The organism is Paenibacillus sp. HGH0039 (assembly GCF_000411255.1).
GTDB lineage: Bacteria > Bacillota > Bacilli > Paenibacillales > NBRC-103111 > Paenibacillus_F.
Genome location: NZ_KE150413.1, coordinates 161131 through 182818, shown reverse-complemented (window position 1 = coordinate 182818; position 21688 = coordinate 161131). Strand labels below are relative to the sequence as shown.

The following is a 21688-nucleotide window of genomic DNA, read 5'->3' as shown; positions in this document are numbered from 1 at the left end:
GCAGGTATGGGAAACCATGCCTTTAACATACGCTTTAGTGCACCGATCATACTTTGACCGGCGACGTACCCTTCGTAATCGTCACTTCCAGGTTCTTCACGTTGCCGTTAAATACAAGATCGATATGGCACAAGTTGCTCTTGTCGTCGATGATGTAGCTCATATCGTCTCCATCCTGAATGATCGAGTTTACGAATCCCCGGGTGCCGAGCCATTTGCTCTTCTGGCTGCTTGGATTGTTGCTGAAAAATTTAACGATATTTTCATGTTTGAAATCACCGGTCTGGAAACGAAGAATCCGCTCTATGTAAGTGCTGACCAATGTTTTATAAATGGAATCGAATCCGTCTTCCGCCATCGCAAGACTGCGGGCCTTATACACGGTAATTCGTTTGATATCCCGGTCCTGTAGCTGGGCATTCTCCGAAGAGAAAATGAATCCGAAGTTTTTGCGGTTAATGGCATCCTTGATGTTGTTGGTGAAGCCGGATATTTCCTTGGCCATAGTGGACACGGCCCGCAGACTATGGTCCCCCGCCTCGATATCGAAGCGTACGCCCGGATAGTCTCTGCTGACGCTCTTAAACTGCTCCCGCAAATATTCCGGGCACTGGTAAGCGGATACCAGACCGGCCGCCACGTAACTCGCGCCGATATAAACGCCTTCGATCCACAGCCTCAGAATGTCTTCCTTCTCCTGAGACAGACGCGCTCCGTCTTCGGTATGCAGCATACGGCTGTCGATCACCACACCCGATTTGTCTTTCGGGATAATGGTAAAGTTCGGTACGCACGGGACAGCAAACTCGCTGTACTCTTTGCGGACAAGCACACCGCATTTATCGATATATTTATCGATTCCCGCTGTCGCCATGCTGTTGAAGGTGGTGTCTTCGCCCGATTCGAAGCTGAAGAACAGCTGCACTTTATACTCCTTGAGAACTTGGAGCAGCATGGACAGCGATTCCATTGTGTTTCCGTCAGGCTTCATGACCTTCTCGTTGCCTTTGAAACGCTCCCGGCTGACTTTGACTTTGCCGGCCGTTTCGAGTTCAACGGAAGGTACGATACCGAACCAGATCGTATCGCTGAAATCGTTTTTGGAGTTGACTGTGTTGAGATAGGTCTCCAGACGCGGAATATTGCTGCTCTTCACCGTCATGTCCAGCTTACTGTTCGTCACGAGCAAAGTAGGCTGCATGCCCTTGTTCTTCGTGGCGTACTGTTCGAAAAACATTTTGACGCCCAGTATCTTCTCAACGAGAGGCTTTACCGTTTTGACGAAGTCGTCCTTGGCGTTTTTGTAGAATTCCAGATAGGTGTTGTAGTTCTGTACTTCCGTCTCCACATCCACGGTGCTCTGCACAGCGGGAAGCGGGCAGAACGTGCGGACAACCAGATCTTTCACATATCCCGACGGCGTTTCCGTGATGGACTCATAATCTTCCTCGAACACGGAAACGAGCTCGTTAGAGCTGTTATCGTCGAGCAGCATAAGCTCCGTGCTTCCGCTCTTCGGCGCCTCGATAATTTTGAGCTCGCCGTTATTGCCGATGGTCAGCATGCCGATCTGGAAAGCCTCCGACTTGTTCTCTTCTTGCGCGCTGCCGAGCAGGAGCCGGGTTTTGATATCCTCGATAGCAAGCGGAAGCATCGCCATGACGTTGTTATAATTCTTGCTCGCATCTTCGAACATCCCGTTGAGCTTGTCACCCAGATCGAATTTCTTCGGATCTCCTTCATCCAGCTTTTCGTACTGCCCGTATAAATAATGGATTTCTTTCCGGACCTGGCGGATATCGTCCATCACTTTTTTGGGGGAAATCATATCGAGCAAATTCTCGAATTTAAAATCCACATTGGGGATACCCTGGCTGCGTTTGGTGTCGATCAGGGTGAAGAGCATTTTAAGAAAGTCGTTGTTCTGGTCGATCCTGATTTCAGAAATGGCGTCATCCGCCAACCCTTCCGGCTTTTTTAACGTGTACATCACTTTCTGATTAGCCGCATTGTAGAAGGAGTAGACCGTGGGAGAAAATTTGTCGAGAAACTCATCGAAATTACGTACAAGCAAATGCCTGTTAATTTCCTTGATTTTGTCATCGCTCAAGCTGTCAATGGCTTTGACATCTCCTACGATGGTCACTAGGTCTAATTTCTCAGGATTAATTTCCTCAAAAAGCATCGTTCGGTTCGTTTGATTGATAATGTCCATAGCGGTCAGCGGAAAGTTTACCTGATCAAGACCTTAGGCAAGGCTTGTTTAATGGCGAAACAGTAAACCTGCCGCCCCCTCCTTCCTGTGAGTTTAGTACTAGTTTCTTCTAATTAAGTAGTTATAAAGAACTATTTATGTAAAAACATGACTTCACAAACCGAGAATGGAAAAATATCCGGTTTGTGACTTTAGAAGTATCATAATGATCTGTGTTTGAATTTGTCAATATTTATGAAAATAGGGATAGAACACCTTTTATATAAGTAAAAACGTAGCTTAAAAATAAAAATTTACTTTTTTTAACCACGATCTAACATTTTTCATTTTTAAAGCCGATGAACTATTCTGTGGAATAAAAGAAAATTTACCAATTATTTGTATATTATTAGTAGTATAGTCCGATATCTCTACAAAAAGGTGATGTCATGTCTCTCGTCCGCAAGCTTATTCACTCTAAAAAATGGCTCCAGGCCGCACTACTCGTGTCTCTGGTTGCAGGTCTGTTGATTTATCCCCGGCCGCTTTCCGCCGCAAAAGTGGAAACCCCTCAAGGACTCGATGCCATGTTTGTGCTGGACACGAGCTTTTCCATGAATGAAACAGACAAAGACGGCATTGCCGCCGAAGTCGTCAAAATGTTCATGGATCTCGAGGGAACCGGCCATTCCCGGATCGGCTACGTGGCCTACAACGATAAAATTGTCTCTTCGCTTCCGCTTTCGGACCTCGGATCGAGCGAACGCTCCAACGCCTGGAAATCAACACTGGACGGAATCAAACGCCGCTGGTACTCCGATATGGGCCTTGGTCTGCGCAAAGCGGCCGAGCTAATGGAGAACGGTTACGATCCCGCCCGGAGACCGTTCCTTATTCTGCTGTCCGACGGAGGGACCGACTTCGGCAAGCACGCGGGCGGGAGAAACGCGGACATTTCGGGCCGGGACGTTGAAGACTCTATCGGCATCGCCAGAAAGCTCGGCATCCCGATTTATACCGTGGGATTAAACCGGGACGGGTCCGCCCGTAAATCGGAACTGGAAAACATAGCCGCCGAAACCGGAGGCACCTCCTTCATGGCGGGCAGTGCGGATGATTTGCCGGAGATTTTCAATCTCATCTTCGCCAAACAACTGCAAGCGTCCCTTATTTCCGTATCTGCCGTCTCGGCAACAGGCGAGCTTCAGGAAGTAACGGTACCCGTTGCGAACTCGAGCATAAGCGAGGCAAACCTTATTCTTTTGTCTCCGAATCCTCTAACAGAGGCGCAAGTCTATTCCACCTCCAAAAATGTGAGGCTTTACAAGTCGGACAATTATACGCTTATGAAAGTGATCGAACCCCAGAAGGGCAGTATGAGGGTCATTTTCCGGGGGAAACCGGGCGATCTGGTGAAGGTGAATCTCCTCGCCGGCTATAAGCTCCAAGCGGGGGTTGAACTACCGGAGGAAGCGCAAAAGGGAGTCGCCTTCCCCTTCACAGCGCGTCTGTATCATTCCGACGGCAAGCCTCTTGGGGATTCAGACCTATACGGTTCTATGAAAGCGGAACTAGTCGTGACAAATCCGCAAAAGAAAACAGAGGAGCGTTTCCCGCTTAAGCAGGAAGGAAACGGCTTCGAGCTTGCGCATATTTTCCCGGCGACAGATACTTATCCGTGGAAAATCGTTATGACCGCTCCCGATTTTTACCGGGAAACCACGACGGCCGAGCTGAAAGTGCTCAATACCCCGCCTGAAGCGAAACCCGGAACGATCAAAATCAGCCGGGAGGACGGCGAACAGAAGATTGACCTCGGGGAATACTTCCATGACGCGAACGGGGATAAACTTACGTATTCCGTTACCGCTGACGACGGCCGGAATTCTGTGGAAGCAAAATTCCAAGACGGCTTTCTGCTCTTAAACCCGCTGAATACCGGCAACAGCGAACTGCGGGTTACGGCAACCGATGAAGAGGGCGCGAGCGCAACAGCAATCCTGGCTGTAACCGTCGTTTCGATATGGACGCTTATTACGAAAGTCCTGCTCGGAGTTGCGGCCGCGGCAGCCTTAGGCGCGGTTCTTTACTTCACCCTTCGTCCGAAACCTAAATTCACGGGACGTCTGGAAGGTTATTTTCTGCAAACCGCCAGCGGCAATGACATCCCGGTAAAATACTGGCCGCTGACTTCTTTTGATACGCGGAGCATCAGTCTCCAAGAGCTGTTCCTCAGCCTGAATGTGAACGAATCGCTTCCCGAGGCTGACCGCATCTTCTTCGAGGCACGTAAGGACGGCAGCCTCCTGTTCCGTCACAGCACACGCTGTGCGGTGCAGAAAGGCTCGTCTCCGCTAGGCAAGAAGCAGAAAGACAAGCTGGAATACGGGGATAAACTCTACATCACTTTCGAAGACGGTGTCACGGAGATCGAGCTTCGTTATAAAGCCGTCAAGGCCAGTTACCGGCCGCAAACACAAGAAGCGCAAACCGTCCGGACATAACCGGACGGTTTGCGCTTCTATAAATTAGGGAGCAGGCTGCGAGTCACGAGAATCGGCTTTCATTGATGAAGCCAGGCGGGTGTTAAGAAGAACTAGATTTCTGACTTAACCAGATCCTTCTTCTTACCGGAGGCGGCAGCGTCTCCCGGCGGGGACTTTCGCCCGGGGCGAAAGTTTGCACGCAAACCCTCTACCGCTTTCCACAAAAGCGACTCCGCTTTTAACGCGGTTCTCAAACGCTGCAAGCTCCCCCTCTGTCCGGCATCCATGGACAAGCAGTTCATAATGCGGCGGGACAGCAAAGGCGTCACTCTACCGCCCCGCTTACGTAAAACTTGTTCAACCGGGTCATGGAACAATCTCCGGCTAGCCTCGACCGGTGCTTCTCCGCACAGGCAGTAATACAGAGTCGCACCCGTGCTATACAGGTCGGAGAAAGGACCTTGGCGGGATGCGGCCGAATAAAACTCCAAAGGAGAATATCCCGCCGATGTAAAAATAGGCTTGTCCTCACTCAGCGAGTGGACGGCCGATCCGAAATCAAGCAGCTTAGCCTGACCGTCCGGGCCGACGATAATATTGGAAGGTTTGATATCGCGGTGCAGCACGCCCTGCTCGTGAATATACTCAAGAGCATCTAGGAGACTGGGCACCGTCGTTGCATAAAATCGGCTTTTCGAGCGTAAACGGTTTTTACGGATACAGCGTTCCAATGACATTCCGCGGCAGCGTTCGAGAATGATATAGGCCGTCCCGTTTTCCTCCACATGTTCGGTAAGCCTCACAACGTTCGGGTGCCGCAAGTGCCCCAGAATCACCGCTTCATTCAAAAAGACGGACTTCAATGTCTCGTATTTGCTTCTTAGAGAAGGAGTCCGGCACAGCACGGACCTTCCGTCCACATCCCTCAAAGCCAAACTTTTAGGGAAAAATTCTTTTACGACGCACGCTTCGCCTGTTCCGGTTTCTCGTGCCGCATAGACAATGGACAACTCGCTGCAAGCAAGTACCCTACCAATCCGGTAGGCTCCGTCGTGAAGGAATGTCTTCGACGCCAGCCCGCAATCAATTCTTACCGACATACTCCCCGCTTCCTCGCTCCCCTGCCAAAACGGCGGCATTCTAATCGATTCCATAAAGTCTCAAATAATATGCTCATATTAACATATAGCCCACCATCTGGATAATACTAATTTTGTTAAAAGAGCTATCTACATAAAAAGGCTCCCTCCGGAAGAAGGGAACCCGTTAGATCGTGTAAAGTCCGGAGCTGCGTTCAACCCAGCAATCCCCGCTCATACCACCGTCACATGATGCTCCTGCCGGTATTCCGTAGGCGTCTGCATAAATTTCTTGCGGAACACCTGCGTAAAATGCCGCACATCCTGGTAGCCCACCCGCTCGGCGATTTCCGCCAGTTTCAGCTGCGGGTTGCACAAAAGCTGCTTGGCCTGATCCAGCCGCAGGCCCGTTACATACTCCTTGTAGCCCTGGCCGGTCTTCTGCTTGAACAACTGGCTGAAATAGACCGGGTTCAGGAAGACGACGGAAGCCATCTTCTCCAGGGACAAGTCCTCGGAATAATGCGCCTTGATGTATTGAAGCGCAACCTCGATGGATTTGTCCCCGCTTACTTTGATGCTGTCGTACTCAACCGCAGCGGAAGCCTGCCTCAGCCGGGTGACGGTTTGCGGTACGCTTTTAAAATCATGAAGCAGTCCCGAGTTCAAAATCTGGAACGGTACCTTCAGATAGTGCTTGAGATGACTTTTCAGCGCGTCCAGCAGGGTATCGATCCGGATTCCGTCGTTCAGCGCCACGAGACCGAGCAGGCTCTGGCGGTCGTAGCTGACGACAAACCCCTGGCCATGCGTCTCGATCATCTCGGAGAGGACATTTTCCACGATAAAATGCTCCAGATGAACGCTCTTGCTCCCCGCATCCATTTGAACGAACACGAGGTAATAGTCCGGGAAATCCTCCACGAACGACTGGATATCGAGGTTGCCGGTATCCAGCCCTGCCGCCAGCCGTAGAAAAACCGCTTCGCGCAAATATTTCAAGCTCGACTTCAGCCTTACGCTCTCTTTGCTTTGAAGGTTTTCGCGTCTGATCTCGCCGGTGAGGCTCTCGATCAACTCGATCAGCTTAGGCTTGCCGATCGGTTTCAGAAGATAGTCGCGGGCGCCGAGCCGGACCGCCTCCTGCGCGTAAGCGAATTCGGAGTGGGCGGAAATGACGACCCACTTGATGGCCGGATGCTTCCGCTTCGAAATCCGCATAAATTCGAGGCCGGTCATGCCCGGCATAATAATATCGGTAAGCACGATGTCTACGTGCTGTCCGCTGAGGATCTTAACCGCTTCCTCGGTAGAAGCCGCCAAGAAAACGCCGTACCCGGGATAGGCGTGCTCGATGGTGCGCTTGACCCCTTCCCGGATGACGCTTTCATCGTCCGCAACCAGTATATTCATACGTTTCTCTCCTCCTTCGGAAGCGGGACCCGCACGATGACGGTCGTCCCCTCGCCCGCTGAACTTTCAACGGTGACGCCGTATGCTTCGCCGTACATGTGCTGCACGCGCCGGTGCAGATTTTGCAGTCCGATGCCTCCCTGGGACGACGCATCTTCCTCACTGCGGCTTATGTCCGGCCGGGGAGGGAAGCTCGCACCGGGCGCAAGGACCGGGGGACCGGCATGTGCCGGAGCCTGCGCCGGGCCGGAGGAAACACCGGCGGCAGCGACAGTTCCGCAGGCGGACGCACCGGCGCCTGAAGTGGCGGATGCTCCGAAGGACACGCCATCGACGGTACCCGAGGAGGCTGTGTCGGCACCGTAGTTCGCTCCGGTATCCCGGGCAAGGGATGCATCGAAGGCAGCCCTCGCGCCGCTGCCCGAGTCTGCTGCGCCGGCGCCCCAGGCCGCTCCGGCACCCGGGACGGGGGATGCCTCAAAGGCTGCGCCATCGCCGGTACCGGCGTCTTCCCGGCCGCCCGGCTCACCTGCCGCAGCGGCCGCGTCCGCTTGCGCTGCACCGCCGCCTGCGCCCGGACGGTCCGCGCTCTCCGCAGCGCCCGGCGCCCCTCCCCCGCTCCGCCTGCCTCCTGCGGTGCACTCGCCGTACAGCGACTCGCGCAGCCCGCGCAGCTTCTCCTCTTCGATGCCGACACCGTTGTCCTCGATTCGGATCGCCAGCTCCCGGCCGTCCGCAAACGTCGAGATGGTGAGCATCCCCCGACGGTTAAGCGGCTCCAGGCCGTGCTTCACGGCATTCTCGATAATGGGCTGGAGCGTCATCTTCGGGATACGGATGTCCATGTACCGTTCATCCGTCTTCAGCTCCACCTCCAGACGGCCTTCGAGCCGGATGAGAATAATGGTCAGATAGTGGTGAATCTGCCGGAATTCTTCCCGCAGCGTAACCTCCGCCCCTTCTTCCCATTGGCTGCTGTAGCGGAACATATGAGAGAGCGAAAGCACGACTTCACCCAGCTTGTCGTTGCCTTTCTCGTCCAGCATCCAATAAATCATATCCAGCGTATTGTACAGGAAGTGGGGATTGACCTGGGACTGGAGTGCATGAAGTTCCGCGTTCTTTTCGCTGACCGATGAAATCTTCACCCGTTCGATAAGCTCCTCGATCCGGTTCACCATATGATTGAACGATCCGACCAGAATGTTGATCTCCCGGTAGGACGTCACATTCACGATTCCTTTGAAGTTGCCCTGCTCCACCTGCTTCATCTGCCGGATCAGCCGGATGAGCGGCATCGAAATCCGTTTGGATACGATGGACGCGATAAAAGCCGAGACAAGAACGAGAATCGTTCCGATCAGAATAATATAACGCTGCATCTGCACGAGTTCGACGTTCAGGTCTTTGTAGGGCGTAAGGCTGACCACCAGCCAGTCGGCAAAAGGCAGCTTGGAAGCTACCGCCAGCCGCCCGTTCTTCTGATCGACGGTCATTTCCTGGGAATCGTCCGGCAGAGGGACATCTTGGAGAGAAGGCAGCGATTCGGCCGAAGCCGTGGAAGACACGAAACGCCCCTTGTCCGAGACGAGATACACCTCGCTGTGTTCGCTGAGCTTCAAATTATTCAATGCGGACAAAATCGCCTGCGGATTCGCTTCGTAAAGCACAATCCCGATCGGCTTATGCTCGTTGAGATCGTAAATCTGGCGGCCGAAGGCAAACACGGTCCGTTTCTCGTTCTGGTCGATCAGGGAGTGCGGAAACACGCCCAGCCAGACCATTTTGCCCGAAGATTGACGGACGTCCCGGTACCAGTCGGAACTGCGGTATTCGGGATCGACCACATTCATGTAGTTGCCGTAGTTGTAGATCTTTCCTTTGTCCATGATGACGTGGATGCCGATCAAATCTTCCCGGGAGTAGAAAATCGCCCCGATCATGTTAGTGACGGAGCGAGTGTTAATATAATCGAGCGCAGGCTCTTGCGGCGATTCCGTCAGCAGACGGACCAGATCGAAATTGTTGCCGATCGTTTTGGACAAGCTGTCGTAGCCTTTGAGCAGCAGGTCGAAGAGGTCGACGGTCTGCGAGACGTTTTTCCGGGAAAGGTCGCTGATCTTCGTCTGAAACTGCTCGGTCGTGCGGCTGTAGAACAGTAGGGAGATGATGATCAGAATACCGGACATGCAGAACAGGAACAGAAAAAACAACCGGTGGTGGATGGATTGGAAGCCGCGTCTCAAGGATTCGTCCCCTTTCGTTGTTTCGCCCGGTTCCCCATGCCGTCCGTGCGGCGCCTACCCTTTTACCGCCCCGGCAACCATACCCTTCGTGATTTTTTCCGAAAGAATGAAATAAAGGAGTATGACGGGCACCGCCCCCATGACGAGAAAAGCCCCGATGTTGCCGTAGTTGACGGAATACTGGCTCACAAAGGTGTACACGCCGAACGGAAGCGTCTTCAACTTCTCCGAGGAGATGAAAGTCGCCGCCAGGATGTATTCGTTCCAGATGTTGATGAACGTCAGAATGCAGACCGTCATGACCGGCGGAACGGAAATCGGGAGGATGATGCTCCGGAAAATGCGATACACGCTCGCCCCGTCCATGTAAGCGGACTCTTCGATTTCGTGCGGAACGGATCTCATAAAGCCGCTCAGGATAAAGACGGCAACCGGCGTCTGGAACGCGATGTAGGGCAGAATCAGGGACAAGTGCGTGTTGAGTATGCTCATGTTTTTGAAAATAATCATTAGAGGCAGCAGCGTAGCCTGCAGCGGAATCATCAGCCCGATCAGGAAAACGAGCATGACCGCGGGGGCCAGCTTCCAGCGGAACCGTGAAATGGCGTAGGCCGCCATGGAGCTCAGCAGAATGACGCAAACCATCGTAACGACGGTGACGAACACGCTGTTGAACAAATACTGCAGATAGTGTCCCGCTTCGTACGCTTCTTTGTAGTTGCCCCACCTCGGCGATGCGGGCAGGGAGAAAAAGCTGCTGCCGAGAATCTCTTCGTTGGTCTTCAGGGAGTACGTAAGCAGCCAGAGAAGAGGATACATCTGAGTGACGATCAGAATCGCGAAAAGCGCATAGACGATTCCTTTTTTGACGGATTTCACAGGCGTTCCTCCTCCTAGCTTACCTTATTTTCCAGACGTTTGAAAACTACGTTAATCAGCACCGTAAACGCCAGGCACAGGATGACCAGGAAGGTGGCAATCGCACTGCCGTACCCGTATTTCTGGGACAGGAACGACATGTTGTACATATGCGTCGAGATGACGTCCGTAGAGTGTGCGGGCCCCCCGCCCGTCATGACCATCACGAGATCGAACGCCTGTAGGGAGCCGATAAAAGCGAGCACGAGCGAGATTTTCAGAATGGGCACGATCATCGGGAACGTGATGTAGCGGTCGGCCGTGAAGCCTTCCGCGCCGTCGATGCGGGCCGCCTCGTAGATCTCGGCCGGAATGTTCTGCACCCCGGTGAACTGGATCAGCAGATGGTAGCCGAAATACTGCCACAGAGACACGATGTACAGACAGAACATGGCAATGTTGGGCTCGGTCAGCCAGCTGTGCGTCCATTCGGTCAAGCCGAACGCGGTCAGCATCCCGTTGATCATCCCGCCCATCGAAGCCGGGTTGTAGACGGTTTTCCAGAGCTGCCCGATAATGACGACCGACAAAATAACCGGCAAAAAGTAGATCGATACGAGTGAGTTGGCTTTCTTCACGTACCGGTTCAGCAAAATCGCCACCATCAGGCAAATCGGAATCTCGATCATGGAAAAGACCGCGTAAAGCAGCGTCCGGCGGACAGACGGCCAGAAGACCGGGTCGTCGAAAAACATCGTCTTGAAGTTGGCCAGGCCCACGAATTTGGAGCCGGATATGCCGTTCCAGTCCAGCAGACCGGTATAGAACGAGACCAGGATAGGAACGAACACCATGCAGACGTACAGCAGCAGGCTTGGAAGCACGAAGACGGCGACGGTTCGCGCAGGTACTTTTAACACATTCATTCTAGTACGCCTCCAGTAGACAAACGGCCGCTTGCTCTTTCTCTCTCCGCTGCGGCCCTTGCAAAAAAAATGTCGATGAAAAAGGGGTCCGGTCCGAACCCCTCCATCCCAATGCCTCGTTTTATTTGATGTTGGCCTCGAAAGCGCTCTGATGTTCCTGTGCGACCTGTTTCGGATCGGCCTTCTGGATGAACAGGTTCTGGATGCTGCCCAGGTGGACTTGAGCGGTGGCCGGGTTCATCGTGTTGTCGAACGCGAGGTCGCCGCCTTTGACGTTTTTGAACAGATCGAGGATGGAAATCGCCAGATCGGAGTAACCCGCGGCTTTAAAATCCCCCTCTACCTTCTGCCCGATGCCCACGGCGTTCTTCAGCTCGAACTGGACTTTCGGCAGATTCAGCGTGAAGTAGTTCAGGAAGTCCTTCGTCTCCTGCAGATGCTTGCTGTTGGCCGAAATGGCGAAGGCGCTGCCCGGTGCGATCATGTACTGGTTCACGTCGCCCTTGCCGCCTACCGTCGGGAACTGGAACACGCCGACCTTGCCGCCCACGGAAGAAGCGTCGATAGCGCCCGTTTCCCATGTACCTATAATGTGCATGGCCGCTTTGCCCGTTTTGAAAATGTTGCCGCCCGCATTATAGTCGACGGACGTCGCGCCTTCGTTAAAGGCGCCGGCCTGCACCAGCTCCTGGAACTTCGAAACGGCCTCCGTGAACGCCGGATCGTTGAACGTCTTCTTCTTGTCGAGCACGTCCTGGAGGAAGCCCGGACCGCCGTTTGTGCGGAGCAGCATATTCATAAACAGGAACGAACCTGTCCATGAATCTTTCTCCCCGATGGCGATCGGAGTAATGCCTTTGGATTTCAGCAGCTTCACGTCTTCCAGCAGTTCCTCGAACGTTTTCGGCGTATCTTTGATGCCTGCCTGGGCGAACAAGTCCTTGTTATAGTAAACGACCTGAATGTTATTGCCGTCCGGCAGGGCGTACACGTTGTTGTTAAAGCTGTAGTAATCGAGCAGCCCGTCCTGGTAAGTCCCTTTCAGACCGTTCTTGTCCAGCATGTCGTTCAGCGGAGCGAGAAGCCCGGCATCGACGAAAGGCTTCATCTGGGCCGCCGGGTTCACGATCGTGATGTCCGGGATCTCTTTGGAAGCGGCCTGGGTTTTCAGCTTCATTTTCTGCTGGTCGGTGTTCATGGAATCAAGCTCGATATGAATATTGGGGTTTTCCTTCTCATACTGTTCCACAATTTTATGAAGCATTTTGTACGTAGGCGTCGTCGGATCAGGGTAAATGTTCTGGAATGTGATGGTGACTTTCTTGTCCCCTCCCTTTGATCCCGTATTCGTATCCTGCGTGTTCGTACCCGCGGATTGATCGGCGCGTCCGCAAGCCGCCAAGCCGACCGCCAAGACACCGGCCAGAGCCGCGGCGGAGATGCGAGCTGTTTTTCTGCCCATTTTTCCTGACCCCCATTAAGTTCGAAATGTAAGTTTATTATCATCGTTTGGAGCGCTTTCAACAATGCAAGAAATTAAGGTTTGTGGTTTACTTTTTCAAGATTGTTAACTTTTTCAACTGAACAACCAGAGTCAAATCCTCCGGCCAACTGGCAAAGCGCAGTAAAACGTTCCCCGTCACAGCCGTGCTAAACTAATACAAAACGGCCTTGATCTATGCCGGGGAGGATGGTTATACAGATGGAAGTTGTCCGTATCGGAATCATCGGATTAGGTAACATGGGTTCGGCGCACGCGAAATATTTGATTGAGAACAAAGTAAAAGGCGGGGTGTTGGCCGCCGTGTGCGACCCGCGTACCGAGCGGCTGGAATGGGCGGCCCGGGAATTCGGGAACGCCGTGGCGCGCTTCACCGGGATCGAAGAAATGTACGCTTCCGGCACAATCGACGGCGTGATCGTCTGCACGCCGCATTACGGCCACCCGGCGGAAGCCGTCGCGGCTTTCCGGCACGGTCTGCACGTGCTGACGGAGAAGCCGGCCGGCGTCTACACGAAGCAGGTCCGCGAAATGAACGAAGCGGCCGCGGCGTCCGGCAAAGTGTTCGGCATCATGTACAACCAGCGCACGCAGCCGCTTTACAAGAAGCTCCGGGAGCTGATCAGGCAGGGCGAGCTCGGTGAAATCCGCCGGATCAATTGGATCATCACCCTCTGGTACCGGTCCCAGAGCTACTATGATTCCGGCGGATGGCGCGCCACATGGGCCGGAGAAGGCGGCGGGGTGCTTATCAACCAGTCGCCTCATCAGCTCGACCTGTGGCAGTGGGTGACTGGCATGATGCCCAAGCGGCTGCGCGCCTTCTGCGCTTTCGGCAAGCACCGGGACATCGAGGTCGAGAACGAAGTGACCGCCTACGCGGAGTACGAGAACGGAACGACGGGCGTATTTATCACGTCCGCCTGCGAAACGCCGGGTACGAACCGGCTTGAAGTGGTGGGTGACCTGGGAAGAATGGTCATCGAAAACGACAAGCTGACCTTCTACCGGCTGCGGCAGTCGGAGACGGAATTCAACCGTACCTATAAGGGCGGCTTCGGGGAGCCGGAGGTGTGGAAAATCGACATTCCCGTCGGAGGCGAACGCGGGCAGCACCACCTCATCACCCAGGATTGGGTGAACGGCATTCTTCACGGCACTCCCCTGATCGCTCCGGGCGAAGAGGGCCTGAAGGGGCTCACGCTCTCGAACGCCATGCTGCTGTCCGCGTGGACGGACGAATGGGCGGAGCTGCCGTTGGACGAAGACCGGTTCTACGGGCTGCTCCAGCAGAAAATACAGGCTTCCGGAGCCGTGAAAAATGCGGAGGAGAAGACGCTCGATACGACAGGTTCTTACTGACAGGAAGAGGACGATGAAGAGCAGAGTTCATCTATGAAGTACCGGCACAAGGAGCCCGCCTCCGTCTGTGGGATTCATAGCGAACTGCCGTGATGCGCGGTGCGGTGCGGCTGCGGACACTTGTCTCGTGCCCTGTGATTGACCGCCGTCACAAAGGACGGCGCTCCATAGTCACACCATGTGCCGCAAACGTACGAAGCTCTGGACACACATTGTCTGCGAATAGAAACAGGAAGCGCTTCCATGCTACACTGAAGACAGAAAGGCCGCTTCCGGGCGGCCCTTACATCCCGATAAAGCGTGGTGCTCTCCCGCATGTTCATGAACCTGCACGACCGCGAAGATATGCTCGGCCTGAGCTACCGCAACGAGGGGAAGGTCGATTCCGTTTTTCACTCCCATGCGTATTATGAAATTTATTATTTCCACGGCGGAAGCTGCAATTATCTGATCGGCGGCAACATCTATATGCTTCAGCCCGGGGATCTCATCCTCATGAACGGCATGACGCTCCACTGCCCCAAGGTCGACACCGCCGTCCCTTATATCCGGACGACCGTGCATTTTGAGCCGGCGGGGCTTAAGCCGTATCTTGAGCTGCCTCATGCGGTCAATGTTCTCCAACCTTTTCAGGAATTAAAAAACTGCCGCCTCACTCTTCGCGGCCCCGAAAAGGAGGAAGCGGAGCGCATCCTGCACGAAATGAGCGTCCACTGCAAGAAGGACGGTTTGACCGCCTACAACCGCCTCCACCTCTCATTCCTGGACCTGCTGTATTTTATTCACGAGCAGTGTCAGCGGACGCTGCGTGCGGGGCGTGAATTCTCTTCCGAGAAAGAAAAACACGTCCAGCGTATCGTCAGCTTTCTTGAAGAGCACTTTGCGGACGATCTGCACTTGGAGCATCTTCAGGAGCACCTAAACTTCAGTAAATTTTATTTATCTAAAATATTTAAGGAAATCACGGGACTGACTATTTTTCAGTTCGTATACCGCCGCAGAATCAACGAGGCCAAAACGTTGTTCCTGCACAATCCCGGCCACTCCGTTACCGATGTGTGCCTGCAGGTCGGCTTCAAGCATCTCGCCCATTTCAGCCGCTTGTTTAAGCAGCAGGTCGGACTGACGCCGGAAAAATACAAGAAAACCGTCCGCGAGCAGCTTTCTTCTTAACGGTCGGCCTCCGGATTGGCCTCATTTGAGAAGGGTTCACACAGTCGGGGGATTCACACCAACCGGTTCGGCAAATAAACCGCGAACCGGACTTGGTCTGCGCCAGCACAGGCCATAGCCATGAAAGGAAGGGTTTCTTTTGCACAAAAAAGACGGCATGAACTACGCTCCCGAAGGAAAACCGGCGCCGGTCGTCACGCGGGGCGACTTTATTTTCGCCGCTGCGGGATTGGAGCACGGCCATATTTACGGCATGTGCAACGGACTGCGTGAAGCCGGGGGCGAGCTGAAATGGGTCTACGACCCCGACCCGGTAAAAGTAAAAGCTTTCCTCGCGGCCTATCCCGGCGTACGCCCCGCCACGTCGCTGGAAGAGATTTTGCAGGACGAAGAAGTAAAGCTCGTAGCTGCCGCCGCCATTCCGTGCGACCGCGGGCCCCTCGGCGAGAAAGTCATGCGCAGCGGCAAGGACTACTTCACCGACAAAACGCCGTTTACCGCGCTGGACCAGCTTCAATCGGCCAAAAAAACGGCAGCCGAGACCGGCCGCAAATACGCGGTCTATTTCAGCGAGCGGCTGCATGTCGAGAGCGCCGTCTTCGCGGGGCAGCTCATTCGCGACGGAGCGATCGGGCGCGTCGTGCAGGTGCTCGGCCTCGGCCCGCACCGGCTTAACGCCGCTTCGCGGCCCGGCTGGTTCTTCGAGCGGGCCAAGTACGGCGGCATCCTGTGCGATATCGGCAGCCACCAGATCGAACAGTTTCTGTTCTTTGCCGGCTGCCGGGATGCACAGGTGCTGCACAGCAAGGTCGCCAACTACAACAACCGGCAGTATCCGGAGCTGGAGGATTTCGGCGACGCGACCCTGCTCGGAGACAACGGGGCGACCCAGTATTTCCGCGTCGATTGGTTGACGCCGGACGGCCTGTCCACCTGGGGTGACGGCCGCACCGTCCTCCTCGGCACGGACGGCTACATCGAGCTGAGGAAATACGTCGATATCGCCCGCAGCGCGCAGGGCGACAACCTGTACCTCGTGAACGGCGAGGGCGAGCGCCGGCTTGAGCTGAGCGGGAAAGTCGGCTATCCGTTCTTCGGGGAGCTGATTCTTGACTGCCTGAACCGCACGGAGCATGCGATGACCCAGGAGCATATTTTCAAAGCGGCCGAGCTCTGCCTGTTTGCCCAGCGAGACGCGGTCAGGGCCGAATTTCCCACTTCAAACACTTGGGGACCTTAACTGATGATCTGGGCTGCCTGACAATGGATTTAGCACTCGCTGTCTGATTCCCGGGTTAATGTTTTGGGCATTCAGAGTTTGACTGGACTAGGTAACCCTCAGCCCTATAAACTCCCGACCACAGTCATGAGATACCTCGTCGAGCGCTGTTAGCTGAACGCGGTATGGCGATTTACACATAACCAACCTATCCGACCGGAGGTGTCCTACCGAATGAAACTGTCCGTGTTTACCGTCGCTACACCCGAGCTGTCCCCGGAGCAGCTTGCCGCCGCTGCCAAAGAAGCCGGAATCTCCGGTATCGAATGGCGATACAAAGAGATTCCGCCCGAGATGGCCGGTGAAACGCCGTCCTTTTGGCGCAACAATCTCTGCTCCATCCCGCCGGAGTGGGACGATGCCGAGCTGAGCCGCTTTCGAGACGCCGCCGCGCGTTACGGGCTGCGTTCCCTCAGCGTGACGCCTTACCTGGGCGCCGGCGATCTGGAAGGCACGGAGCGCGTGCTTGACGCCGCCCGGCGGCTCGGCGCTTCCTTCATCCGGCTCGGCGTGCACCGCTATGACCGGACGCGTAACTTCCGCGAGCTGTTCGAACTGCAGCGAGCCTATCTGCGCGAGGCGGAAGCCTTGTGTCGGCAGTACGGCGTGAAAGGGCTTGTCGAGACGCACCACGTCACGATTGCGCCGAGCGCCTCCGCCGCCTACCGCCTCGTGGAAGGGCTGCAGCCCGAGCATATCGGCGTGCTGTACGACCCCGGCAACATGGTCTACGAAGGCTTCGAGAATTACCGGATGGGGATGGAAATTCTCGGCCCTTATCTCGCTCACGTGCACGTCAAGAACGGGGGCTGGGCGCCGGGTGCCGATGAGAACGGCATGACCCGCTGGGTTTCTTCCGCCCGCCCCATGAACCGGGGAATGGCCGACTGGCGGCAGGTCGTCGCGGACCTCCGGGCGGTCGGCTACACGGGCTGGCTGGGCGTCGAAGATTTCAGCGGCGAGCTGCCGGGCCCGGAGATGCTGAAGAAGTTCAGCGCTTTTATGAACGGGCTGATGCAGCCTTCCGAGGCATAGAGACGCCGTTCGAGCAATGAAAAACCAGCCGTTTTTTTTCGGCTGGTTTTTCTGTTTCGGGGGGGGCGAGGGGAGTGGGAAAACATGCGACTCTTTTTCTTGCAGACCGCCCCCCCACTCTATTTATCCACACTATTTAAATTCCATTATTATCCATGTACAATAGAGATACTTCGGTTCCTCGTGTGATGTCATCCCCGTACAATTCAGTGCCATTCAAAATCTTACTTGGGAGGACGCCCGTGAAGAGAATTTTCTTATTAATCGTGCTGATTTTATCCGCGGCAGGATGCGAAAGCCGCCCGGAAGCCGAACCGGCTCCAAAACCATTAGCAGATTTTTACCAAACCGATTGGGGCAAAATCGATCGGATCGATATCCGCAACGGCGCCACCGGCGAACTGAAAACATTTAAGGAGAAAGAAATTCTCCGAAAATGGATCAATGAAGCCCGCATTATAGAGATAACCCCCGATCCAAATCAGGAAGCGAGAACAGGTTTTAGATATTCAGCCAATTTATATGAAGGCGATCAACTGAAGTTCGGCTTTACGGATAGCCACATCGGAAACGTATATATACTTCCTTCCGAACAGCTTCATAATCTGCTTAAGAATTTGTTCGAATCCTAAAATTTTTAAAAAAGGCGTCCCCTTTGTTAGCTAACTAACAAGGAAGACCGCCTTTTCTTCATTTTCCAGCGCCAAACCCGCGCGTCACCTCTCTCCTCCTACCTCGCCTCTCTGCCCAAAAACCGCCAGAAATTGCGATGATACAGGTCATCGAAGTCGCGCTGTATCTCTTCCTCCGTCACGTACCAGCCGCTGCCGTGCAGCTTTTCGTACTTGTCCGCAAGCACCCGGCCGATGATGGAGCGGGAGTGTTCCCACTTGTAAATAAGCTGCTCGAGAACGCGGCAGTCCGAGTGCTGCGGGATGACGGAGGTTCCGAGAAGCTCCACCCGGAAGCGGGTCATCTCCTCCACGATGGATTCCACGTGAAGGAACCACCAGCAGCCGAAAATCATCAGATTGCGGAATTTGCGCGCAAGCACCGCAAGCTCATGCTGATTTTCGCGGGCCAGCATCGTGACCAGGAATTTCTGGTCCGGATAGCGCCGGCAGAGGGCTTCCACCGCGGTCACGTCCGAGTGCATGCTCATGTCGCCCGCCAGACGGAGGCCCGGATTGACCGAGCGCCGCACTCCGATCATGAGCGCAAAAGGAATGCCGTACTCACGGCACACCGGGATCATCGCTTCGTCAATCATCCGGCTGCGGTGATCGTCCGACGGATACACGAAATCCCCCGGCATGGAGACCGCCAGATATAGCGCATCCATCCGCCGGATCCATTCCGACAGGAAGCGGCGGACTTCCCCGCGCGTCTCCTCCGTCCATGCCTCCTCCACGCGGTATCCGAGCTGCTTCAGCTCGCCCACTGCCTGCGGCCAGTTGTTCAGCAGCGCATCTACACGCAGAGCCGCGGAGAAACGCGGATCCGTATTGCCTCCGCGGTCCAGCCACACCGTTCGCTCGGCCGCATCGAACGGGTCGTTCGTCATGACGATGTGCTCCACCTTGGCGAGCTTCATGACCGTGTCGAGCTGTCCGCGCAAATCCCGACCTGCCAGGTTGCGGCGGTATTCTTCCAGGTTACGGCTGGAAACATCCAGTCCGAGCCGGTTCAAAATCGTGATCAGTCCGCTTGCGGCCTCGCTCACCGGAGAATGATCGACGAACAGCTTTTTCCAGATGGTATCCGCCTGTTCCCTTTTCGACATCGTCCAGAAAGCCTCGTATGAATCTTCCGACCAACGGAAGGACTCCGAAATGAGATAGTGATAAGTCAGCAATTCATCGATTCCCCAGAGCAGAGAGTCTTCAAAATCCGCAGAATACATATGGGTATGCATATCGGTGACCGAGGTGGAGGCGGCCAGCCTCCCGACGATTCTTCTCAGCTCCGCCGCGTTTTGGATCGTTTGTGCCTTCATGGTTCCACATCCTTTGATAGGGGTAGATTTCGCAAAAAAAAGTCCCGACAAGAAGCGCTATGTTCTAAATCGTCATGGCCCCGAATCCCCCGTCGACCCGCAGGATAGAGCCGGTTACGAACCCCGAGGCCGCGGATGAGGCCAAGTACACGGCGGCGCCTTGAAGCTCGCGCGCTTCACCGAACCGGTTCATCGGCGTATGGTTCATAATGGAGGAAATCCGCTCCTCCGAAAGAATTTTGCGGTTCTGTTCCGCCGGGAAAAATCCCGGTACGATCGCATTCACGCGCACTCCGGCCGGAGCGAACTCCCTTGCCAAATATTGGGTCACGTTGTTCACACCGGCCTTTGAGGCGGAATAGGTGAACACCTTCGACAACGGCGGATCGGCCGATACGCTCGAAATGTTGATGATGCTGCCGCCGCGACCGCTTTCCACCATATATTTGCCGAAGACCTGGCAGGCCAGCATGACGCTTTTCAGATTGACGTTCATGATGCTGTCCCATTCCTCTTCCGTGATCTGGAAAAAAGGAGTCGCGCTGTTTTTGCCCGGACAGTTGAGCAGGATATCCACTCTGCCCGTCCAGTCCAGCACTTCATCCAGGACACGCCGCAAATCCGCCGAGGACGTCGCGTCCGCCTGGAAGCAGCGGGCCTCGCCGCCCCCTTGCTCTATGCGGTCGCGGACCGCAGCGGAGGTATCCGGATTGCGGCCCACAACGGCCACCTGCGCTCCGTGTCCCGCCAGTCCGGCCGCCATCTCCCCGCCCAGCGTGCTGTTGCCGCCGATGACGACAGCCGTTTTGCCCGTTAAATCGAATAAGTTCATATGAGTGTGACTCCTTTGGGGTGCTCCGGCTATGACGGATTGTCCGATTACATATAATAAGGACATTAACTATCTTCTCCCACGCATAAGCCGGGCCTTTTAGTGAGACAAACGGATTCGCTTTATTGATCTGCTTCTACCGTACCATGAGATGCTGTAGAACGCTTTCTTCTCGTTATGCACCTGCCTTTACTTATTTATATCTGGTTGGTGTGATTTTCGGAGAGGGCATGCTAAACTCTGTATAAGATTAGGTTGATTAATTAACTGACTGAACAGATACCCGCAAACCCGGAGGACAGCCTTATGAGCCTGATGGAAACCTTTACGAGGCCGATAGAAGCCCTGTATAACACATCCCGCATTCCCGCCGGCTTCCATTCCCATCTTTATTATGAGCTTTATTATTTTCACAGCGGGCAATGCAGCTACCTGGTCGGGGACCGGATTTACAATCTTTCCCCGGGCGATCTTCTTCTGATGAACGGTATGACTTTGCATTATCCCAAAATCAATCCGGCTTTCGAGTACTGCCGCACCATTGTGCACTTCGATCCGGCCTATGCCGAGGGGCTGTTCCGCGCGCCCTTTCACACTCCGGTGCTGAACCCGTTTAAAAGAACGGATAACCGGCTGATTTCTCTGGAGCCTGGCGAACGGGCGATTTTGGAACCCATGCTGGAAGAATTGTGCTCCCTGTCCGGAGAAAGCGATTCTTTATGTCGCGACCGGTTCCTCGCTTCTTTTATGCGGATCCTGCTTCAAGTGTATGAAATCGCCGACAAACCCCGTAACCGGAGCCACGAGCCCGCCGGACCCAGACAGCAGCATGTGCAGCAGCTCATTTCTTTTGTGGAGGCGCATTACACCGAGGATTTGTGCCTGGATGACATCGCCGCCGCCGTCCACTTGAACAAGCACTACCTCGTCAAAATATTTAAGGAAAAGACCGGTATCACCTTGTTTCATTATTTGTACCGGCGCCGTATCAACCAGGCGAAAGTTCTTTTCACCCTGGAACCCGAAAAAAGCATCACCGAGACCGCCTATGAGGTCGGCTTCAAGCATTTGTCGCACTTCAGTCAGACGTTTAAAAAGTTTACCGGCCTGACGGCGGACGAATACCGCAAACAGGTGCTGAACACCTATCCGAAGGAGTAAGGTGCCGTTTAGGGTCTTCTTCGCGTTAAAATACAAGAAGGCACCGCAGTTACTTGCTGCGATGCCTTCTTGTTCCGGCGGGTAAACCTCCCCGGCAAAGGGTTTGCTCTTGCTCTTGCTCTTGCTCTTGCTCTTGCTCTTGCTCTT

16 protein-coding genes are annotated in these 21688 nt (G+C 54.5%); 7 read left to right on the top strand and 9 right to left on the bottom strand.

The features are described 5' to 3' along the window. Window positions 1-46: 46 nt before the first annotated feature. Window positions 47-2215 (bottom strand): hypothetical protein, encoded by a 2169-nt coding sequence (locus HMPREF1207_RS15115; RefSeq protein ID WP_009675680.1) that lies wholly within the window; start codon window positions 2213-2215, stop codon window positions 47-49. Between the two features lie 428 nt (window positions 2216-2643). Here HMPREF1207_RS15115 and HMPREF1207_RS15110 point away from each other — a divergent pair, with 428 nt between their 5' ends. Then, complete coding sequence (locus HMPREF1207_RS15110; protein WP_009675673.1) at window positions 2644-4698, top strand: VWA domain-containing protein; 2055 nt, start codon at window positions 2644-2646, stop codon at window positions 4696-4698. A 92-nt stretch (window positions 4699-4790) separates the two neighbouring features. Here the strand turns inward: HMPREF1207_RS15110 and HMPREF1207_RS15105 are convergent, their stop codons facing one another. The 6 genes from HMPREF1207_RS15105 to HMPREF1207_RS15080 all read right to left on the bottom strand — a co-directional run bounded on the left by HMPREF1207_RS15105 (window position 4791) and on the right by HMPREF1207_RS15080 (window position 12664). Beyond that, entirely contained in the window at window positions 4791-5780 is a 990-nt protein-coding gene (locus tag HMPREF1207_RS15105; RefSeq protein ID WP_009675678.1) for a serine/threonine protein kinase, read from the bottom strand. 213 nt (window positions 5781-5993) lie between these two features. Next, entirely contained in the window at window positions 5994-7172 is a 1179-nt protein-coding gene (locus tag HMPREF1207_RS15100; protein ID WP_009675675.1) for a response regulator transcription factor, read from the bottom strand. Next, complete coding sequence (locus tag HMPREF1207_RS15095; protein ID WP_009675726.1) at window positions 7169-9418, bottom strand: histidine kinase; 2250 nt, start codon at window positions 9416-9418, stop codon at window positions 7169-7171. Before HMPREF1207_RS15095 ends, HMPREF1207_RS15100 begins: the two co-directional genes overlap by 4 nt. Window positions 9419-9472: 54 nt before the next feature. Next, window positions 9473-10297 carry a carbohydrate ABC transporter permease gene (locus tag HMPREF1207_RS15090; RefSeq protein ID WP_009675707.1) on the bottom strand — a complete coding sequence of 275 codons (825 nt, stop codon included), beginning with the start codon at window positions 10295-10297 and terminating at the stop codon, window positions 9473-9475. A 14-nt stretch (window positions 10298-10311) separates the two neighbouring features. Continuing rightward, window positions 10312-11202 carry a carbohydrate ABC transporter permease gene (locus HMPREF1207_RS15085; RefSeq protein WP_009675755.1) on the bottom strand — a complete coding sequence of 297 codons (891 nt, stop codon included), beginning with the start codon at window positions 11200-11202 and terminating at the stop codon, window positions 10312-10314. 121 nt (window positions 11203-11323) lie between these two features. Continuing rightward, complete coding sequence (locus tag HMPREF1207_RS15080; protein WP_009675659.1) at window positions 11324-12664, bottom strand: extracellular solute-binding protein; 1341 nt, start codon at window positions 12662-12664, stop codon at window positions 11324-11326. 240 nt (window positions 12665-12904) lie between these two features. Between HMPREF1207_RS15080 and HMPREF1207_RS15075 the strand changes: the two genes are divergently transcribed. The 5 genes from HMPREF1207_RS15075 (at window position 12905) to HMPREF1207_RS15055 (ending at window position 18184) form a co-directional block, all read left to right on the top strand. Beyond that, on the top strand, window positions 12905-14065 hold the full coding sequence (locus tag HMPREF1207_RS15075) for a Gfo/Idh/MocA family protein (protein WP_009675662.1): 1161 nt from the start codon (window positions 12905-12907) through the stop codon (window positions 14063-14065). 315 nt (window positions 14066-14380) lie between these two features. Continuing rightward, window positions 14381-15238 (top strand): AraC family transcriptional regulator, encoded by an 858-nt coding sequence (locus HMPREF1207_RS15070; protein ID WP_009675667.1) that lies wholly within the window; start codon window positions 14381-14383, stop codon window positions 15236-15238. A 139-nt stretch (window positions 15239-15377) separates the two neighbouring features. Further along, window positions 15378-16478 carry a Gfo/Idh/MocA family protein gene (locus HMPREF1207_RS15065; protein ID WP_009675648.1) on the top strand — a complete coding sequence of 367 codons (1101 nt, stop codon included), beginning with the start codon at window positions 15378-15380 and terminating at the stop codon, window positions 16476-16478. Between the two features lie 213 nt (window positions 16479-16691). Then, window positions 16692-17552: a sugar phosphate isomerase/epimerase family protein gene (locus HMPREF1207_RS15060; RefSeq protein WP_009675764.1), complete on the top strand. Its 861-nt coding sequence runs from the start codon at window positions 16692-16694 to the stop codon at window positions 17550-17552. Between the two features lie 242 nt (window positions 17553-17794). Further along, window positions 17795-18184, top strand: coding sequence for a hypothetical protein (locus HMPREF1207_RS15055; protein WP_009675691.1), 390 nt, complete (start codon window positions 17795-17797; stop codon window positions 18182-18184). A 98-nt stretch (window positions 18185-18282) separates the two neighbouring features. Here HMPREF1207_RS15055 and HMPREF1207_RS15050 read toward each other — a convergent pair whose 3' ends face one another. Both HMPREF1207_RS15050 and HMPREF1207_RS15045 read right to left on the bottom strand, forming a co-directional pair. Beyond that, the gene (locus tag HMPREF1207_RS15050) at window positions 18283-19548 is read right to left on the bottom strand and encodes a glucuronate isomerase (RefSeq protein ID WP_009675706.1); all 1266 of its coding nucleotides are present in this window, start codon (window positions 19546-19548) and stop codon (window positions 18283-18285) included. A 64-nt stretch (window positions 19549-19612) separates the two neighbouring features. Then, window positions 19613-20380 (bottom strand): SDR family oxidoreductase, encoded by a 768-nt coding sequence (locus HMPREF1207_RS15045; protein WP_009675671.1) that lies wholly within the window; start codon window positions 20378-20380, stop codon window positions 19613-19615. 306 nt (window positions 20381-20686) lie between these two features. Between HMPREF1207_RS15045 and HMPREF1207_RS15040 the strand changes: the two genes are divergently transcribed. Continuing rightward, window positions 20687-21541: an AraC family transcriptional regulator gene (locus HMPREF1207_RS15040; protein WP_009675698.1), complete on the top strand. Its 855-nt coding sequence runs from the start codon at window positions 20687-20689 to the stop codon at window positions 21539-21541. The last annotated feature ends 147 nt before the right edge of the window (window positions 21542-21688 follow it).

What these genes read in the sequence shown, in the direction of transcription:
- HMPREF1207_RS15115 (WP_009675680.1), bottom strand. Translation starts at nt 2,215, where the DNA reads ATGGACATTATCAATCAAACGAACCGAACGATGCTTTTTGAGGAAATT.
- HMPREF1207_RS15110 (WP_009675673.1), top strand. Translation starts at nt 2,644, where the DNA reads ATGTCTCTCGTCCGCAAGCTTATTCACTCTAAAAAATGGCTCCAGGCC.
- HMPREF1207_RS15105 (WP_009675678.1), bottom strand. Translation starts at nt 5,780, where the DNA reads ATGTCGGTAAGAATTGATTGCGGGCTGGCGTCGAAGACATTCCTTCAC.
- HMPREF1207_RS15100 (WP_009675675.1), bottom strand. Translation starts at nt 7,172, where the DNA reads ATGAATATACTGGTTGCGGACGATGAAAGCGTCATCCGGGAAGGGGTC.
- HMPREF1207_RS15085 (WP_009675755.1), bottom strand. Translation starts at nt 11,202, where the DNA reads ATGAATGTGTTAAAAGTACCTGCGCGAACCGTCGCCGTCTTCGTGCTT.
- HMPREF1207_RS15080 (WP_009675659.1), bottom strand. Translation starts at nt 12,664, where the DNA reads ATGGGCAGAAAAACAGCTCGCATCTCCGCCGCGGCTCTGGCCGGTGTC.
- HMPREF1207_RS15075 (WP_009675662.1), top strand. Translation starts at nt 12,905, where the DNA reads ATGGAAGTTGTCCGTATCGGAATCATCGGATTAGGTAACATGGGTTCG.
- HMPREF1207_RS15070 (WP_009675667.1), top strand. Translation starts at nt 14,381, where the DNA reads ATGTTCATGAACCTGCACGACCGCGAAGATATGCTCGGCCTGAGCTAC.
- HMPREF1207_RS15060 (WP_009675764.1), top strand. Translation starts at nt 16,692, where the DNA reads ATGAAACTGTCCGTGTTTACCGTCGCTACACCCGAGCTGTCCCCGGAG.
- HMPREF1207_RS15050 (WP_009675706.1), bottom strand. Translation starts at nt 19,548, where the DNA reads ATGAAGGCACAAACGATCCAAAACGCGGCGGAGCTGAGAAGAATCGTC.
- HMPREF1207_RS15045 (WP_009675671.1), bottom strand. Translation starts at nt 20,380, where the DNA reads ATGAACTTATTCGATTTAACGGGCAAAACGGCTGTCGTCATCGGCGGC.
- HMPREF1207_RS15040 (WP_009675698.1), top strand. Translation starts at nt 20,687, where the DNA reads ATGAGCCTGATGGAAACCTTTACGAGGCCGATAGAAGCCCTGTATAAC.